This is a genomic window from Streptomyces hokutonensis (genome assembly GCF_000376565.1).
Classification (GTDB): Bacteria; Actinomycetota; Actinomycetes; order Streptomycetales; family Streptomycetaceae; genus Streptomyces; species Streptomyces hokutonensis.
This window is the reverse complement of the sequence record NZ_BARG01000107.1, coordinates 19,723-36,711: the sequence shown is the minus strand read 5'-3', so window position 1 is coordinate 36,711 and position 16,989 is coordinate 19,723. Positions and strand designations below refer to the sequence as shown.

Annotated in this window: 16 protein-coding genes; 14 read left to right on the top strand and 2 right to left on the bottom strand. The window is 69.4% G+C overall.

Going from position 1 to position 16,989, the window contains the following annotated elements:
- The first annotated feature begins 14 nt into the window (after positions 1-14).
- The 6 genes from SSP08S_RS50330 (at position 15) to SSP08S_RS50305 (ending at position 6,661) form a co-directional block, all read left to right on the top strand.
- The gene (locus SSP08S_RS50330) at positions 15-971 is read left to right on the top strand and encodes a DUF6891 domain-containing protein (RefSeq protein ID WP_019075255.1); all 957 of its coding nucleotides are present in this window, start codon (positions 15-17) and stop codon (positions 969-971) included.
- 293 nt (positions 972-1,264) lie between these two features.
- Positions 1,265-1,870 carry a winged helix-turn-helix domain-containing protein gene (locus tag SSP08S_RS50325; RefSeq protein WP_019075254.1) on the top strand — a complete coding sequence of 202 codons (606 nt, stop codon included), beginning with the start codon at positions 1,265-1,267 and terminating at the stop codon, positions 1,868-1,870.
- Positions 1,871-1,930: 60 nt separating this feature from the next.
- A complete protein-coding gene (locus tag SSP08S_RS50320; RefSeq protein WP_078532835.1) occupies positions 1,931-2,935 on the top strand; it encodes an NAD-dependent epimerase/dehydratase family protein in 1,005 nt (334 codons plus the stop codon).
- A 133-nt stretch (positions 2,936-3,068) separates the two neighbouring features.
- The gene (locus tag SSP08S_RS50315; RefSeq protein WP_019075252.1) at positions 3,069-4,286 is read left to right on the top strand and encodes a sensor histidine kinase; all 1,218 of its coding nucleotides are present in this window, start codon (positions 3,069-3,071) and stop codon (positions 4,284-4,286) included.
- The gene (locus tag SSP08S_RS50310) at positions 4,271-4,924 is read left to right on the top strand and encodes a LuxR C-terminal-related transcriptional regulator (protein ID WP_019075251.1); all 654 of its coding nucleotides are present in this window, start codon (positions 4,271-4,273) and stop codon (positions 4,922-4,924) included. The genes SSP08S_RS50315 and SSP08S_RS50310 overlap by 16 nt, the downstream gene beginning before the upstream one ends.
- A gap of 183 nt (positions 4,925-5,107) precedes the next feature.
- Positions 5,108-6,661, top strand: a complete 1,554-nt coding sequence (locus SSP08S_RS50305) for a DUF1996 domain-containing protein (RefSeq protein ID WP_026179519.1) — start codon at positions 5,108-5,110, stop codon at positions 6,659-6,661.
- A 119-nt stretch (positions 6,662-6,780) separates the two neighbouring features.
- Here the strand turns inward: SSP08S_RS50305 and SSP08S_RS50300 are convergent, their stop codons facing one another.
- A complete protein-coding gene (locus SSP08S_RS50300; protein ID WP_026179518.1) occupies positions 6,781-7,182 on the bottom strand; it encodes a hypothetical protein in 402 nt (133 codons plus the stop codon).
- A 138-nt stretch (positions 7,183-7,320) separates the two neighbouring features.
- Between SSP08S_RS50300 and SSP08S_RS50295 the strand changes: the two genes are divergently transcribed.
- From SSP08S_RS50295 to SSP08S_RS50260, 8 genes are all read left to right on the top strand, one after another.
- Entirely contained in the window at positions 7,321-7,821 is a 501-nt protein-coding gene (locus SSP08S_RS50295) for a tetratricopeptide repeat protein (RefSeq protein ID WP_019075248.1), read from the top strand.
- A 49-nt stretch (positions 7,822-7,870) separates the two neighbouring features.
- Positions 7,871-9,790 carry a hypothetical protein gene (locus SSP08S_RS50290; RefSeq protein WP_026179517.1) on the top strand — a complete coding sequence of 640 codons (1,920 nt, stop codon included), beginning with the start codon at positions 7,871-7,873 and terminating at the stop codon, positions 9,788-9,790.
- Between the two features lie 704 nt (positions 9,791-10,494).
- Positions 10,495-11,823: a helix-turn-helix domain-containing protein gene (locus SSP08S_RS50285; protein WP_019075246.1), complete on the top strand. Its 1,329-nt coding sequence runs from the start codon at positions 10,495-10,497 to the stop codon at positions 11,821-11,823.
- Positions 11,820-12,392: a helix-turn-helix domain-containing protein gene (locus SSP08S_RS50280; RefSeq protein ID WP_026179516.1), complete on the top strand. Its 573-nt coding sequence runs from the start codon at positions 11,820-11,822 to the stop codon at positions 12,390-12,392. The genes SSP08S_RS50285 and SSP08S_RS50280 overlap by 4 nt, the downstream gene beginning before the upstream one ends.
- 183 nt (positions 12,393-12,575) lie before the next feature.
- Positions 12,576-13,292, top strand: coding sequence for a ParA family protein (locus SSP08S_RS50275; RefSeq protein WP_019075244.1), 717 nt, complete (start codon positions 12,576-12,578; stop codon positions 13,290-13,292).
- Positions 13,293-13,993: 701 nt separating this feature from the next.
- Entirely contained in the window at positions 13,994-14,122 is a 129-nt protein-coding gene (locus SSP08S_RS64360; protein WP_019075243.1) for a hypothetical protein, read from the top strand.
- Positions 14,123-14,262: 140 nt separating this feature from the next.
- The gene (locus SSP08S_RS50265) at positions 14,263-14,568 is read left to right on the top strand and encodes a hypothetical protein (protein ID WP_019075242.1); all 306 of its coding nucleotides are present in this window, start codon (positions 14,263-14,265) and stop codon (positions 14,566-14,568) included.
- 183 nt (positions 14,569-14,751) lie between these two features.
- Positions 14,752-15,456 carry a restriction endonuclease gene (locus SSP08S_RS50260; RefSeq protein ID WP_078532833.1) on the top strand — a complete coding sequence of 235 codons (705 nt, stop codon included), beginning with the start codon at positions 14,752-14,754 and terminating at the stop codon, positions 15,454-15,456.
- 322 nt (positions 15,457-15,778) lie between these two features.
- Here SSP08S_RS50260 and SSP08S_RS50255 read toward each other — a convergent pair whose 3' ends face one another.
- Entirely contained in the window at positions 15,779-16,963 is a 1,185-nt protein-coding gene (locus tag SSP08S_RS50255; RefSeq protein ID WP_245608128.1) for a hypothetical protein, read from the bottom strand.
- Between the last annotated feature and the right edge of the window lie 26 nt (positions 16,964-16,989).

Genomic DNA, 16,989 nt, shown 5'->3' with positions numbered 1-16,989 from the left:
GCCAGTCTTGATCCATGGACAGCGAGACGACTCTCGACATCAAGGTCGAGACGGAGAACAGGCAGACGTACACGCGGACTTCGGCGATGGGGGTCCCCCCGCTCGAGCGAATTCGAGAGTGGGGGAGGCTGCGGGAGCTGGTGGCGCGGATCGGGGGCGCCCACGACCGTTTCCTGATCGTGCAGCGGATACCCGACCTCCCTGACGTGTTCGCGCAGGTGTGGCACGAAGAGGGCGGGGACTACCGGCTCGAACACCGCCTGAGCGAGGACGAGTTCTACGGCACGAATCTCACGGATCCCGTGCGGGTGGCGGAGCTGCTCATCAGCTGGGCACGGCAGACGGCCGGCTGGGACGCGGGCCTCGACTGGGAACCCGTCGACCTGGGCCCTCGGGAAGAGGTGCCCGAACTCCCGGACGAGGTGCGGGAGAAGGTCGAGGAGCGGGTCAGGACACGGCTGCGCTGCGGCTACGACGACCGGAAGACGCTGACCGAGATCGCCGAGGACTACCTCGTGAAGGGCGACGAGCGGCCGGTGTCCCGCGCGCAGGCCGCGCGGCTGGTGGACCGGCTGTGGGTGGAGCGGGTGACCGAGCAGGCGGCCTGGGACGGGGTCACCGACCCGGACCGGCTCGCCCGCGCCTTCGAGGCGCTGGACGCGAGCGGCATCACCGCCCGGGAGAACTTCGCCTGCTGCCGGGGCTGCGGCCTCTCGGAGATAGGCGCGGAGCGGGAGGGTGCGCGTGGCTTCGTCTTCTTCCATCAGCAGGTCACCGAGCACGCCGTAGAGGGGCACGGGCTAGCTCTGCACTACGGCGGGTTCGACGGCTCCGCCGAGACCACCACGGCCGTCGGGCACGAGGTCCTGGCCGCGCTCCGGGCCGCCGGGCTGTCCGCCGGCTGGGACGGCGATCCGGACAAGGCGATCGACGTCAAGCCGCTGACCTGGCACAGACGGCTGGTGGGATGAGGGGCCGGACGTCAATTTCCCGCCAAGGGGGCGTCCAAGCTGTGAGAGGAGGGTCCTGTTGCGGGCGTGTGTCTGCTTCAATGGGCCCATGGGCAACTACCAGAAGTGCGGAGCGACGGGTCGCCATGACCTGGAGCCCTTCTGGCCTTCCCGTCAGCACCATGACTTCGACCGGGTGTGTTGTCGCGCGATGAACGCGCCGGCCCTCTAAAGCCGTACACCCCCGGCCTCCGGCCTGCGCGACTCGACGTACGTCCCTCGACGAACCTCTCGCGCGAAAGAGCTGACCTCTCATGGCGATCATCCGTTCACTGCCCTCCGCCGCCCTCGACGCCCCGGCGCCCTCCCCCGTCCCGACCGGCACGCGGAACCATCTGCGTGCCGTCGACCGGGACGAGGTGATCGACGTCGCGGAGTTCCTGCCGCCGGGTGCCACCTGGCTGCCGGCGCCGCCGCACACGCTGCCCACCCTGCCGGGGCAGCCGCCGATGGTCGGGTACCTCGTCCTCATCCCGGCCGACAGCCCGCATCTCGCCCGGACCGGGCACCCCGACGTGCTGCCCGACGGCGGACCCGACATCACCGCCGGCATCACCGCCGACGCCGAACCGCTCGTCCGCATCGACACCGTGCAGCGCACCGCGCAGCTCAAGGGCGAGGAACTCGACCTCACGTACCTGGAGTTCGAACTCCTCGCCCACCTGGTGGCCCACCCCAACCGGGTGCACACGCGCGACCAGCTGGTCACCACGGTGTGGGGCTACGGGCACGTGGGCGACGGCCGTACCGTCGACGTCCACATCGCCCGGCTGCGCCGCAAGCTGGGCGTCGAGCACCGCCAGGCGATCCAGACGGTGCGCCGGGTCGGGTACAAGTACACGCCGCCGACCGCGCGTTGATCGTCTGCTGACGGCAGATTCGCGTTCCGTTCCGCGGGCCGCGCGGGCAGAGTCGCAGGTATGAGACTTCTGGTGCTGGGCGGTACGGAGTTCGCGGGACGGGCCGTCGTGGAGGCGGCTCTCGGGCGGGGCTGGGAGGTGACCGTCCTCAACCGGGGACGGCACGAGGCCCTGCCCGGGGTACGGGCGCTGCGGGGTGACCGCACCGCGCCCGGTGGGCTCGACGCGCTGGCCGGGGGCGAGTGGGACGCCGTCGTCGACACCTGGTCGGCGGCGCCCCGCGCGGTGCACGACGCCGCGCGGCTGCTGGCCGGGCGGGCGGGCCGGTATGTGTACGTGTCGAGCCGCTCGGTGTACGAGTGGGCGCCGCCCGCCGGGTACACCGAGGACGCGCCCGTCGTCGAGGGCGCCGAACCCGACGCCGACAAGACGGACTACGCGCGCGACAAGCGGGGCGGGGAGCTGGCCGCGCTCGATGCATTCGGGGCGGAGCGGTCGGTGCTCGTGCGGGCGGGGCTGATTCTCGGGCCGTACGAGAACATCGGGCGGCTGCCGTGGTGGCTGACCCGGGTCGTGCGCGGTGGGCCGGTGTTGGCGCCGGGGCCGCGGGATCTCGCGCTCCAGTACGTGGATGTGCGGGACCTCGCGGAGTGGGTGCTCGGTTCTGTGGAGCGGGAGTTGAGCGGGGCGTACAACCTGACCTCTCCGCGGGGGCACGCGACGATGGGGTCGTTGTTGGACGCGTGTGTGCGGGTCACCGGTGGGGCGGCCGAGCTGCGGTGGACCTCTGCGGATGTCGTGCTCGGGGCGGGTATCGAGCCGTGGACCCAGTTGCCGGTGTGGATTCCGGCCGGGAGTGAGGGGTACGACGCGTTGCACTGTGCGGATGTGTCTCGGGCGGTGGCGACCGGGTTGAGCTGTCGTCCTGTGGAGGAGACGGTGACTGATACGTGGGGGTGGTTGCAGGGCATCGGGGGGTCCGCGCCGCAGCGGCCGGATCGGCCGGGGGTGGGGCTTGACCCTGTTGTGGAGGCGAAGGTGCTTGGGGTGCCGTTCGTGGCGTAGTCCGTTCAGTGCGGGCCGGTGGGGGCTGGGCGCGCAGTTCCCCGCGCCCCTAAAACCAGGTGGGGACAGCGACACCCCCTTGATGGTGGCTCGGCCCCGTGACCTCGTCCTCCCCGTCCGTGAGACTGGGCCTATGGACATGAACAGGGCCCGTACGGTCGTCACTGCCGGGCTGCGCGGGCTCGCGCTCGCTCTGCTCTCCCTCTACGGGTCGCTCGTCCTCTTCGTTCTCATGGTCGTCTCCCTTGTGCTCGTGCCTGTGGGGATCGGGCTGATCACCACGCCCTGGGTGCTGGCCGGTGTGCGGGCGCACGCGGATCGGCGGCGGCTGTTCGCCGTGGAGTGGTGCGGGGTGCGGATTCCGGTGGAGCCGAGCGGGGCGAAGTCCTGGAAAGGCACCTTCCGGTTGCTCGGCTGGCTGTTCGTCGACATGACCGCCGGGTTCGTCACCGCGCTGGTGCCCGCGGCTCTCGTGTTCTATCCGCTGGAGGGGTTCGCGTTGGCCTTCGGGCTGTGGCGGGTGTTCACGGACGGGACGTATGTGGGGTGGTGGTACGGGTTCGTGCCGGTGAGTGGGCAGGGCAGTGCCCTGCTCGCGGGGCTGCTGGGTGTCGCGCTGCTCGTCGCTTCCTACTTCCTCACTCCCGCCCTGCTGCGCGTCCATTTCCTGCTGACGCGGGCCGTGCTCGCTCCGGGGCAGGGTGAACTCGCCGAGCGGGTAAGGGTGTTGACCGAGACTCGGCGGGACGCGGTGGACTCCTCGGCGGCCGAGCTGCGGCGGATCGAGCGGGATCTGCACGACGGTGCGCAGGCCCGGCTGGTGGCCATGGGGATGGATCTCGGGACGATCGAGGCGCTGCTCGAGAAGAATCCGGCGAAGGCCAAGGAGCTGTTGGCCCGGGCGCGTCGGTCCTCCGCCGAGGCGTTGGGCGAGTTGCGGGATCTCGTGCGCGGGATTCATCCGCCGGTGCTGGCGGAGCGTGGACTCGGGGACGCCGTAAGGGCGTTGGCGCTGCGGATGCCGGTGCCGACGGAGGTGGACGTGGACTTCGAGGGCGGGCGGGCGGACGCGCCGGTCGAGTCGGCCGCGTACTTCGCGGTGAGCGAGGTGCTGACCAACGCCGTCAAGCACTCCGGTGCCGACCGGATCTGGGTCGACCTGCACCACGCGGAGGGGCTGCTGCGGATCTCCGTCACCGACAACGGCGGGGGTGGTGCCGTGGTCGGGGCGGGGTCGGGACTCTCCGGAGTCGGGCGGCGACTCGGTACATTCGACGGCGTCCTGGCCGTCAGCAGCCCCGCGGGCGGTCCCACCGTGGTGACCATGGAGATTCCGTGCGTGTTGTCCTAGCCGAAGACCTGTTCCTGCTGCGGGACGGTCTGGTGCGGCTGTTGGAGGCCTACGACTTCGAGATCGCCGCGGCTGTGGAGAGCGGGCCCGAACTCACCAAGGCGCTGGCCGAGTTGGCGCCGGACGTGGCCGTGGTCGACGTACGGCTGCCGCCCACGCACACCGACGAGGGGCTGCAGTGCGCGTTGCGGGCGCGGCGGGAGCGGCCCGGGTTTCCGGTGCTGGTGCTGTCGCAGCACGTGGAGCAGTTGTACGCGCGGGAGTTGCTCGCCGACGGGAGTGGCGGGGTGGGCTATCTGCTGAAGGACCGGGTGTTCGACGCGGAGCAGTTCGTGGACGCCTTACGGCGGGTGGCGGGCGGGGGGACGGTGATGGATCCGCAGGTCATTCAGCAGTTGCTGGCGCGGCGGGCGGCCGACGACCGGCCGCTGGGGCGGTTGACCCCTCGGGAGGTCGAGGTCCTCGAACTGATGGCGCAGGGGCGGTCGAACGCGGCGATCGCGGGGCAACTCGTCGTGACAGAACGGGCGATCGGGAAGCACACGTCCAATATTTTCGCCAAACTGGGGCTGGAAGTCTCCGACGACGACAATCGCCGCGTGCTGGCGGTATTGGCCTATTTGGACCAGGGACGCTGAGCACTAGCTGTGAGTCGATCACAACTGCCGGTGTTTAAAGGGCAGTTGTGAGGGGACTTACCCAAGAATCTCTCATCAGTTTCTGAGACGACTGAACACTCCTGGGACTCCCTGCGTATCAAAGGGCGCCGCTTCACTCCTGTCGGGCGCCTCGCTGCCCCGCAAGGAAGTCAGAGGAGTTCCATGGGACGCAATGATCGTAAACGCCGTACGCCGATGGCCACCAAGGCCATTGCCGCCTCGGCTGCCCTAGCGCTCGGTGGGGCCGGGCTGCTCTGGGCGCAGATGAACGCTTCGGCCCACGAGTCCAACTCGTCGGGCCAGAACCAGACGAAGGCCGCCGCGGCTCAGGTCGCGACGATCGCCTGCCCGGACGTCGGCCAGCAGCTGACGAACGTGCCGCAGAAGGCTCGTCAGGGTGTCGCCACCGAGTTGGCGAACCTGGACAAGCAGATCACCGAGGCCTACGCCCGGCTCGCCTCGACGCGCCAGGCTCAGGCCAACGACGCGAGCTTCGTGCAGAACGCGATCGTCGGCCCCCTCAAGGAGAAGCGGGCCGCGACGATCGACCGCATCCGCATCGACATCCAGCGAGTGGGCGGCAGTGTCAACGCGGCTGCACTGAAGCAACTCGCCGCCTGTACGACGCAGACCGCCACCAACACGACCACCGCGGGGGGTCAGAACAACAACGGTGGCAACAACAACGGCGGTCAGAACAACAACAACGGCGGCCAGAACAACGGCAACACGGCCGCTCCGAGCGCCAGTGCCAGTGCCTCCGCGCCCGCCGCCAACAACGGTGGTCAGGCCGGCAACGGTCCGACGGCCGCGGACTTCGTGGACATCACGAAGGTCGCGAACAACGTCCTGGCCAAGCCGCAGAACCAGGCTCAGGCCTCGACGGGTTCCTTCACCACCCGGTGCGGTGTCAACGCCAACAAGAACCACAACACCGACAACGTCATCGTGGCTCCCGGTGTGACCAACGGCGCGCACCACGAGCACGACTACGTCGGCAACCAGAAGGTCAACGCGTTCTCCACGAACGACTCGCTGCTGGCCGCCCCCTCCAGCTGCCAGAACCAGAGTGACCTCTCGGCGTACTACTGGCCGGTCGTGCGTGTGCAGGACGGTTCGCAGGAGTTCGACGCGAACGCGCTCGGCGGTGGCAAGGAAGGCAACGTCGGCAAGATCCTGACCCCGCAGTCGGCGCAGATCAAGTACGTCGGCTCGCCGGCCAGCAAGGTCGTCGCGATGCCGCAGTTCCTGCGCATCATCACCGGTGACGCCAAGACCCTCACCAACGGTCTGGCCAACGCCAACGCGCACTGGAGCTGCACCGGCTTCGAGAACAAGGTCCAGCTGACGGAGCAGTACCCGATCTGCCCGCAGGGCAGCAACGTGGTGCGCACCTTCGCCTTCCAGAGCTGCTGGGACGGCGTGAACATCGACAGCGCCAACCACCGTACGCACGTGGCCTTCGCGGACCCGGCGAGCGGTGTCTGCGGGAACGGCTTCAAGGCGATCCCCCAGCTGACGATGCGCCTGGTCTACAAGATCACGCCCCCCACCATCCAGGCGGACGGCACCGTGAAGAACGCCTACGCGGTGGACGGCTTCCCGGAGCAGCTGCACAAGGCGTCGACCGACCACGACGACTTCATCAGCGTCACCAAGAACAACCTGGCGGCGAAGATCGCCAACTGCGTCAACACCGGCAAGAAGTGCCAGTGAGCAGGTAGCCAGTAGGTAGTACGAAGCGGGCGGTGGGATTCTCCCACCGCCCGCTTTCGTGTGTGTCCTGGACTAACCGGTGTGGGCCCTTTGAGGGGTGTGAACCGGGGACACAGTTTTCAGCTGGTGTGCTTCGAGTGGTCGGTGCCGATCTCCTCGTCGCCGCCGAGCGTCGTCTGCAGCTTCTTGACGATCTTCTCGGTGCCGACGGCGACCCACTTGCGGCCGACGAGGTAGAAACCGCCGTAGTCCTTGGCGTCGTTGATCCACTCGCGCTGGCCGCGGTCGGTGGCGAAGGTCGCGAGGACGAACTTGCCGTAGCTCATCTTGCAGATGGCCTGGCGGAGTTCGTCGGCGTCGGTCTGGATGTCGGGCGTGCACTTCACCTTGGCCGCCAGGCTCTCCAGGCTGCCGGTGGCCGCCGGAGGTATGGTCGCGGCCTTGGTGTCGGCGCCGCAGCCCACCAGCGCCAGCGCCGCCGTGGCGCCGGCCACCGCGAGCATCGGTCGGGTCAGCCTCATCTGTCGTTCCTCCGGTAGTCCGGTCAGCAGCATGCCGCAGACGGCCCCGCCGAGGGGCCTTCTCCTTCGATACGGACACAACGGGCCCCGCACTCAAATCCCTGGCACCCGGCTGTACACGTCTGCGAAGGTGGCGCCGTGAACCAGGACTGGGAAGACCGTACGACCGCCGCGTGGGCGACCTTCGACGACTGCCCCGAGGAGCAGGCCGCCGACTTCCGGGCCGTGATCGACGCGCTCGTCGCCGAACTCCCGGACGGGAGTCCGCTGGGCCCCTTCGAGCGCGCCTGCGCCTGGGACTCGACCGGGCACTCGGACCAGGCCGTTCCGCTGTACCGGGAGGCGCTGGCACGCGGGCTGGACGGCTACAAGGGGCGGCGCGCGAAGATCCAACTCTCCAGCTCGCTGCGGAACACCGGGCAGGCGGAGGAGGGCGTCAAGCTGCTCACGCCCGAACTCGACGGCCCTTCGGACGAGTTGGACGACGCGGTACGCGCGTGCCTCGCCCTGTGTCTGTCCAGTCTGGGCCGCGACCGCGAGGGGCTGTCCCTCGTGCTGGGCGCGCTGGCGCCCCATCTGCCGCGCTACCAGCGGTCGATGGCGAATTACGCGCGGGCGCTGGTCGAGCCGGAGGACTGAGTCGCCCGGGTGGCGGTGACCAACTCACGATTCGCTCGTTTTGCTGAACGTGCAGTCACAGGATGTCGCCAAGCGCCCCGCAGCTTCACCCACCGCCCCGGTCGTCGATGTCGAACAGGCCGAGGCCGCGCTCGTCGAGCACTATCCACGGCTCGTCCGGCTCGCCTATCTGGTGCTCCCCCCGAGCCTCGGCCGCAACCGGCGCGTCCTGACCGCGCACGCCCTCACCCAGCGCGCCCTGCCCAGGGGCCGCGCGTCGGCGTCCGCGATCCCGGCCCAGTCGACCGGACGGGACGGCGACCCCGGTTACGCCTTCGTCCGCCTCCAAGTCGTGCGTACGGCACTGGAGGCGGGCCTCCCGCTGTCGTTCCGGGCCTGGCCCAAGCGCTCCCAACTCCCGCCGCTGCTCCCCCAGGTGTGGGGTCTGCGGCTCTTCCCGCGCTCGGGCGGCGCCGACGAACTCGCCCTGGACCAGCGGCTGTCGGCCCTGTCGGGACCGGCCCGCGCGGTGTACGCGCTGCGCGGCCTGGAGAAGCTGCCCGACGGCGACGTACGCCGGGTGCTGGTGGCGGCCGGAGTCGACGACGTGGACGCGGCGCTGCGCGAGGCCGACGAGGCGCCCGCGCAGTATCCGCTCCTCGACTCCCCCGAGTTCGACCCGTGTTCGCTGCACGCCCGGCCCACCGATCTGATGCGCCGCCGTCAGCACGGAAAGGCCGCGCTCGCCGCCGCGGCTGCCGTCGCCGTGTGCGGCGCGCTGCTCGTGCTCCCCGGCGGCGGCTGGGGCCCGGACGGCGCCGCCGCACCCGCGTACGCGGAGAATCCGGCGGCCGAAGCCGCCCTGAATCCGGGCAAGTTGACGAGGGTCGTGCCCACCGCCTGGGAGTCCGCCACCCGTAAGGACTTCTCCGTCTGGCCCGCCCGCGGCGACCTCACCAAGGACACCGCCCTGCTGCGCCGCGCCCTCGCCGTCTGGGCCCGCCCCGGCGAGTCCGTCCAGGTCTCGGCGACCCCCGGCACCCCCTCCGGCGGCCCGGCCGGACCGCCCCAACTCCTGTACGCGGGAACGGTCGACAACGCCCGCGTGGTGATCCTCTACGACGGTCTGCGCATCGCCCGCTACGCCGAGCCGAAGGACGGCACCAAGGGCGCCGCGCTGGACTTCGCGCGGGTCGACGGCGCGACCGGCACCGAGGCGAACGCGGTGGTCCTGGACCGGGCCGACGGCAACGTCCGCTATCTGACGGCCCCTTGGGTGAAGAAGGTCGCCGAGCGGGACCTGCTGAAGCCGAGCGCCGGCGCCCTGCCCATGACCCTCACCGACGGCATCACCTCACCGCTGGCCTCCCCCGCCCAGGAGACCGGCGCGTGCACGTCGTGGAACGTGCTCCAGCTGACCGACGACACCGGCACCCGCCTGATGAGCGACCTCGGCGAGCTGGTCCCGGCGCACCTCACCGCCGGTCGGCCCGGCGCGGCCCACGAGGTGTCCGGCGCGGAGACCCAGCACGCCTGGGCGCCCTTCGCCTGCTCCCTCGGCGCGATGCGCTCGCTCGGCGTACGGTCCGTGAACGCCTGGCAGTACGCCCGGCAGCCGCTGCCCGACGCGAGCGGCACGGCGGCGTGGGTGTGCACCCGGGCCGAGACCTGGCGGGGCGGCGGCGAGCGGGTGCTGGCGCAGTTCCGCACGCCGGGCGGGACGTACGGCGCGGTCGCCGCGAAGGCGCAGGACGTGCCGGCGTGCGGGGCGCGCGACCCGCAGGTGCTGGCCGGAGTGCTGTGGAAGTCGGCGGCGGGCTCCTGGTATCTGCTGGCCGCGGGCGGCAAGGACACGAAGTCGGTCAGGGCGACCGGCGGGGTGACCGGCTCGGCGCAGGGCGCCCTGCTGGCCGTGAAGACGAAGCAGGGCGTCCAGGCCGAGCTGAACGGCACGCTGGACGACGGCGGGACGATCACCGGGCTGCGCTAGCTGACGTTCACGTCAACAAGTCCCCGCACAAGGGTTCCCCACGGACTTACCCGTCAGTACATTGACGCCATGTCCAACAAGCAGCCGCTCAAGGCCCGAAAGGTGTCCTTCTCCTGGTAATCCTGCCGCACCCTTCTGACCTGGGCTTACGGAGGCCGAAACGGCTGTGACCTGCTAGGACGGGTTGAAGAGGCGATCGGAGGCAGTCAGAGGGAAACGCTCTGATTCGACCCCGGTTCGACCCGGGCCGCTCGGAGGCAGTCAGAGGCGATCCCTCTGTAACTCGCCTCCGAAAGACCCGAGTTGACGGAGATCGATCAGGAGCGGCAACCTCGACGGCTCTCTGCTCCCGCCTTGGTCGAGTTGCGATGGGGACGCCTGCCTCCTGAACGGAGCCAGGCATACGAATGCCTCCAGGACGGCAATCCTGGAGGCATCGCTGGCACCGACCGGAGGTCGGTTCCGGGTACCACCCGTGGTTTTAGCGGGCCTGGGTGGCGCCCTCGTCTTTGCGAGACGACCTCACCGTGCCCCAACACAGTCATCAGGCACAACCACAACGCCAGACAACTGAACCGCTCGACCGCCTGAGCCTTCACCGGCTTCGCCCGGCTGCGGCCGAGCTCGTCCTTCTCGGGGATCTCACCGGCCGCTACGCGACCGGCAGTTACAGCAGACTCGGGTCCGACGGCCGCACCGTAGTCATGCGCCAGGACCGGGAGAGTGCGGCCGGGCACGGGCACCGCATCACGGCGGCCATCGCCTGCCATGTCGCCCGGTCCGGCGGCACCATCGACGAGCTGACCCGGCTGCTGCTGCACCCCGACCACGACGGTGGCCGACATGCTCAGCACATCGCGCTGCGTTCGGGGCAGGCACGCGCCCTGGACTACATCCGCCGGGTGTGGGCCAGCGCCTCGGCCGTGGTCACTGGAACGCGCGTGCTGGAGTCGCGTCATCACGCCTACGAGGTCCTCGCCGCGCTGCGGGATCGCATCGAGACCACGCCGTGGCGCGGCGAGCGAGGACGGACCGCACTGCGGGTGCTGCGGGCCCATCTGAGCTTCGCGGAGACCGCCGGCGGCCCGCTGCACCACGCCAGTGAGCGGCAGACCGCGGAGGAAGCAGGGATCTCCCGGACGACGCTGCGCGTGGTCTACGAGACCGTCCTCAAGCCTGAGGGCTGGCTGCGTCGTCTGCGGGTCGGTCACAGCCGGGAGGGCTCCACCTGGTACCTCGACCACGCCGGCACGGGTAACCCTCGTGCCCGCGCTTCGCTGTCTCGTTCCTGGACCACTCAGTACCCCCCCGACCTGGCACTTGAGGAGTGGACCACCCCTGAGACAGGCATGAGGGCCGACATCGACTCCACCGTCGTCGCCCGCCTGATGAGCCACGACGCCTTCGCCCACCGCGGTCTCGGCAGCTCCGCCCTCATGATCGTCGGGGCACTGCACGTCCAGCCTGCCCAGACGGTCAGCGATCTTGTCGCTACGGCCTCGGTGTCCCGGGCCACTGCCTACCGGACCCTGCGGCGCCTGGCCGACCACGGTCTCGTCCACCACGCCGGCGAGACCTGGACGCTTGCCCCGCGCGCGGTGGAGGGCTTCGGTCTCAGCCCTCTGGATGCCGCTTCGCAACCAGGCACACGTCCAGCACCGGGGTGGGAGGGCATCGCCCGGTTCTACGGCACGGCGGGCACCGCGGTCCGACGCAGGACGCTGCATGCAGCCGAGCGAGCGGCCTACCGGGAGGCACTGGACCGCCTCGCAGAGCACCGCAGCAAAGCCGTGGTGATCGTCCGCGACGGGCGCCAGATCCTCGTCCCGACACCCCGGCCCGATGAGATCCCCTCCACGTGGCAGAGCACGGGCGGACGCGTCCTCGACCCGGCCACCGGCCGGCCTGCCGCCGACTGGCGCATCGCCACGGACGGCCGCCTGATCCTCATCACCCCTGCCGACCAGCGCAGTTACGACGAACTGGCCGCCGCCCATGCCGAAGCCCTCAGCGAATGGGAATCCGCAGCATGAACCCACACCCCCCGAGCACACCCGCCGACGATGAAATACGGGCCCCTCAGGCCCTGCGTGAACGGTACGAGGCGGGTGCCACGGTCCAGGAACTCATGACTGCCAGCGGCCTGTCGTACGGCACGCTCCTCAACCGGCTCCACGAGGCCGGGACCGTGATGCGCACCTCGTGGCAGACCCGCCGCATGCGCGCGGACCCCGAAGCGCGCCGGCGTCTCGCCGCCCACCTGCGCACCCTCTACGAGCAGCACGGCGCAACCCTCACCGAACTCGCATCAGCCGCAGGAGAGACGAGGACCGTAGCGCGAGGCCTGCTCGTCGAGGCAGGCGGCACCGTGCGCACGACGCAGCAGACGCTGCAGATCCGCTTCGCAGCGCGCGCCGCCGAGCGGCAGAAGCTCGCACAGTCCTTGCGGGCGAAGTACGAGGCGGGTGCCACGGTCCCGGAACTCTCCCAGGAGTGCAGGTACTCCGCCGGCACCGTCTACCGGCTCCTGCACCAGGCGGGCACCCACATGAGGCCACAGCACCGCCACGGACCCGCTAGCCAGGTGAAGAAGCCGTCATGAACGCCCGACCCCTCACGGATCCTCTGCGCGGAGTCCGCCTCAAGGACCCACCCACCCACCATCCCAGCCACACCTGTACTCCAAGAGCCCCTCCCGCCCCACTTCGCAAGGCCCAAAGCACGTGTCGACGCGGTCGACAGCCCTCACAAACATCCCTTTCAAGTTTGAGGAGATCAAGCACACGTGAACGAGAACACCCGTCACAAGGCCCTGACCGCGGCCACAGCCGCCGTCTGGGACGCATTCGTCATCGTCGTCGGCATGCTCAAGGGCGGCACTGGCAAGACCACCTCCGCCTGGTTCATCGCCCTCTACTACGCCGTCGTCCTCGGCCTGCCCACGTTGTTGCTGGACGCCGACGCGACGAGCCAGTCCGCCTACGACTGGTTCAAGGTCGCCCAGGCCGCCGGCTTCGAGATCCCGGCCAACCTGGTGGTCGAGCGGTACCCGTTCGACGACATCGCCGAGTACATCCACACCAAGCGTGCCGAGTTCGGCGCGATCGTGGTCGACGCCGGCGGCGGCAGCGCCAAGTTGTTCCACGAGGCCGTCACTGAGGCGAACCTGCTGCTCGTGCCGGTCGCACCCACCAAGATCGAACGCCGCAAGCTCGTGGCCACCTTCGACGAGGCCGAGCGCGCCGCCGCCCGCAACACCCGCGGCGTCACCGCCCACGTCGTCATGGTCAAGGCCGACGACCGCACCAGCCTCCCCCGCAACGCCCGCGAGAACCTCCTGGAGCCCGGCGAGGGCGAAGGCATCGGCCCCGACCGCGACGAACCCTTCCCCCTCGCCGACACCGCCATCCACGCCTGGGTCCACTACATGGAGGCCTTCGGCGAGATCCCCACCGAACTGAGCGAATACGCCGAGCTGATGAAGGAGCTGAGCGCGGCATGACCGAACGCATGAAGCCCCCAGCCCGCCGCACCAGCGGTCGTGCCCTGGGCGGGGCCAAGAAGACGACCCCGCCGCCCCCTCCACCGGCCGCCGAACTCACCCCCGAGCAGTACGCCGCCGAACAGACTGCCACCCAAACAACAGCCCGCGCCGACGAGATCCCACTCCCAGCAGACTCCACCGTCGCGCCCATGCCCGTAGCCGAGGCAACTGTGGCGACGGACATCGCCCCGGAGACGGGCACTCCGCCGGTTGCCGCGGACTCAGCTCCTGCAAATCTCCCGACTGCAGCCGCCCGGGAATCGGCCAAGGGCCAGCCAGCTGAAGCAGCTGGTGCCGCGTCCCAGCGAAACCCGGTCACCACCGGGCAGGCTGTGACGCCCACGCCACAGACCACAGGGCAGAGCGAGCCGCACGCGGTTCAGGGGACCTCCCCAGCCCCCGACACATCGACCGCTGCGGCGACGGCCTCAGAAGTAGCGGTCCGCCCGCCAACTGCTCCAGTGGCGGGGACAGGGGGAACGGTCTTCCCCATCCCGGGCTATGAACCCGCGCCTGGGCACGACCGCGGAGCTCAATCTGGCGAAACGCCCAGCGAAGGCCCACCGTGGGCGCCGGGACCCGGACGTCCGGGAGACATCCCCGACCTCGCGGTCCTCCTCAACCAGCGCGTCATCACCCGCGAGTCCCTCGACTCGTCCGTGCCGGCCGCACTGAAACTCAAGCGGAGGATCAAGCGCTTCGCGCTGGACAACGAACTCGACCACCTGCCGCTCGGCGACATCGTCGCCGTCGCCATGGACGAGTGGCTCACCACCCGCGGCTTCTGAGCATCCGACGCTTCGCCCCGTAGGACACAGGGTGGACGCGGTCCCGCGGGACCGCGTCCACCCCGGCGCCTATTCGACTAGCCGAATAGTCGACTAGGCGGATCACAATTCGACTAGTCACAGCAACCCGGAGCACCACGATGCCCGACCACACCCACCACATCCGTCTGCTGCGCGACCTGGCGGACATCCTCGAAACCCAGCCCGTACCCGCCGACGATCCCTTCACCTCGCACCCCGACACACAAGCAATCATCGCCACGCGCCACACAATCCGCGGCCAACTCAACTACGCCGTACCCGAAGCCCTCCAACTCCAACGCCGCATACGCCGCTACAACGCCGACAGCGGCATCCCCCACGGCGACATCGTCGCCCTCGCACTCGACGGCTTCCTCCGCGCCAAGGGCTACCCACCAGAGTCCCCGGCGCCTCCGGGGGGTTAGCGGGCCCAACTTGTTGGGGTCTGCCAGCTTTGAATAAGCGGTGACCTCCCTGCAGCTGTGCTGGCCGTACTGCCGGTGCGTTTCCCGTGCTGTGAGCCGATCAGGCCATGGCTGACTCACGCTCTTCTCGCCCGGCTCTGAACTGCCCAGACTGCCCATCAGGGACGGCAGGGGGAGGCGGGGATGGCTGCTCGGCGTGGACGGGTTTCGGCTGCTCGCAGGCGGCGCGGGGCGCGGGTGAAGTCGGCCGGGATCGGCGGCGGTGTGCTGCTGGTCCTCCTGGCGGTGTTCTGGTCGGCGGTGTGGCCGTATGTCACGGCGGCCCTGCTCCTCGGCGGTATCGGAGCGATGGGCTGGTGGCTGTGGCGCACGGACCGGATCGTGCGTGCGCGGGACCATGGTTGGCGACAGGACGAGGAGGTGAAGGCCGGCCGCCGGACCCTCGCCGAGGTGGACGCCATGACCGGCACGGAGTTCGAGGAACTGGTCGCGGGCCTGTGCCGCCGTGACGGGTGCACGGAGGTCCGGCAGGTGGGTGGTTCGCACGACAACGGTGCCGACGTCCTCGGGCGTCTCCCGGACGGGCGGACCATGGTGGTCCAATGCAAGCGGTACGCACCGAGCAGCACCATCGCGAGTCGGGAGTTACGCGATCTGCTGGGCGCCAAGGTGCACTTCCGGGCAGACGTGGCCGTGTTCGTGACGACCACGCGCTTCAGTCGTCCCTCGGAGAAGTTCGCGGTGGAGCACGGAATTCTCGCCGTGCACCGGGATCACCTCGGACTGTGGAACAACGGTGCTTCCCTCTTGTCGTTAAGCGGCGTGAACGGCCATGGGCAGGGGGATTCCCGCCACCGGGCGCGCTGGAAGCAGGCGTACGGCAAGTGACCGACAGGGCAGAGTCTCAAGCAGCCTCGTGGTCAGCCGGCGTTGACGTCGTACAGCCTCCAGGCCGGGTAGCGCATGGCCGTGCCTCCCGGCTCGCCACCGTCCAGAACCTTTCGGCGCTGCAGCACCAACCGCAAATGACGTGTGGCGTCGCTGTCGTCGTCGGGCCCCGGTCGAGCAGCACGGCGCTTGGAGCAGGGCCGTTGGGGGTCCTTACGAGCGCGTCGGCCGGGTGCCCGTTGACGCACTCTCAGTCGCGGTCCCTCAGGAAAACAAGCTCACGATGATCGCTACGGGGTGAAGGCTGGTGGCGCTGCTGTCGTCAGCTTTGGTTGCTCCCATGGTGTCGTGGGAAGGCGTCACCAGTCGGCCAGTGCTCGGGCAGACCGAGAGCAGTGTGAGTGGGGTGAGCTGCGGGCTGGTGTTCGACCTGGACCTCTACCAGCTGTGCGGTTGCCCAGGCAGGGAGGACGGGAGCCGGAAGGGAATTGAGGTCGGAGCTTCGCCAGAGGGTGGGAGTGTTCTTCGTCCAAGTCCAGGGTGCTGGGTTGTCGACGGTGAGTACGCCGCTGACCCGGCTGTGGGGATGGTCGTCAAGGGTGGGAGTCCAGTAGCCGTCGGGCATACGGCCAAACCTCCGTGGGCTGGCGTGGAGGTACTCAACTGACGTCCCGTACAGCGCGTTCTCGGTGTCCTCGGCTTCAGGGAAGACGGCCGCGTGGCCGACCGCCACGATGAACGGCAGAGCCAGGTCGCCGTACTTTCCGCCCTTCCGCTTGACCGCATCGTGGACAAGATTCGATTCCTCGTCGAGCCATATCGCGGGGTGGATGCCGATCGTCCTGCTCGTTGGATCGCCTCGCTTCCCCGGACTGCGCGGAAGTGCCTCGAACGTGAGGCACCAGCCGGCCTCCTGCCAGGTGTGGCTGGGCAGCGGTACTTTGCCTTCGTACTCGGCAATGACTTGATCAGGATCCAAGCTCGCGAGCCACCGCTTCAGCTCTCGCTTCAGCCCCTTCTGTGGCGGCGTTGCCTTCCCTGTCCTGACAAGCTTGTACGACACAAAGAAGTTGGGGCTCGGCAGGCGATCGATGGCATCGATCAGCTGAGGTGGAAGCGGGTTCGGCACCGTGCCGCCGAGGCGCTGGGACGTCCAGATTGCCTCGACGACGAACTGCTCACCGTCGCGGGCGACCAGGAAGTCCGGGTTTTTGCCACGCGTACCGATTGGCCGTTCGATCTCCACGATGCAACCGGACCCGAGCAGCATCTCGTGCAGGTACAGCTCCCACAGCGCGGAGGAGACGTTCGCGTCGGAGTTCCGGTCCAGCAGCCGACTTCGGAGGCCGGACTGAGCCTGGTCAGGGAAGTGCGACAACCACTCGTTGATCACATCCCGAACCTGATCCCAGAACGGACCCGCGATCCTGTCGAAGAACTCAGCATCCGACTCCGCCGCCCGCTTCGGCGACGCATCGGTCCGGTTCCAGCTCCGGTATACGGTCACGACGAACGATCGTAGGTCGCTCTGCG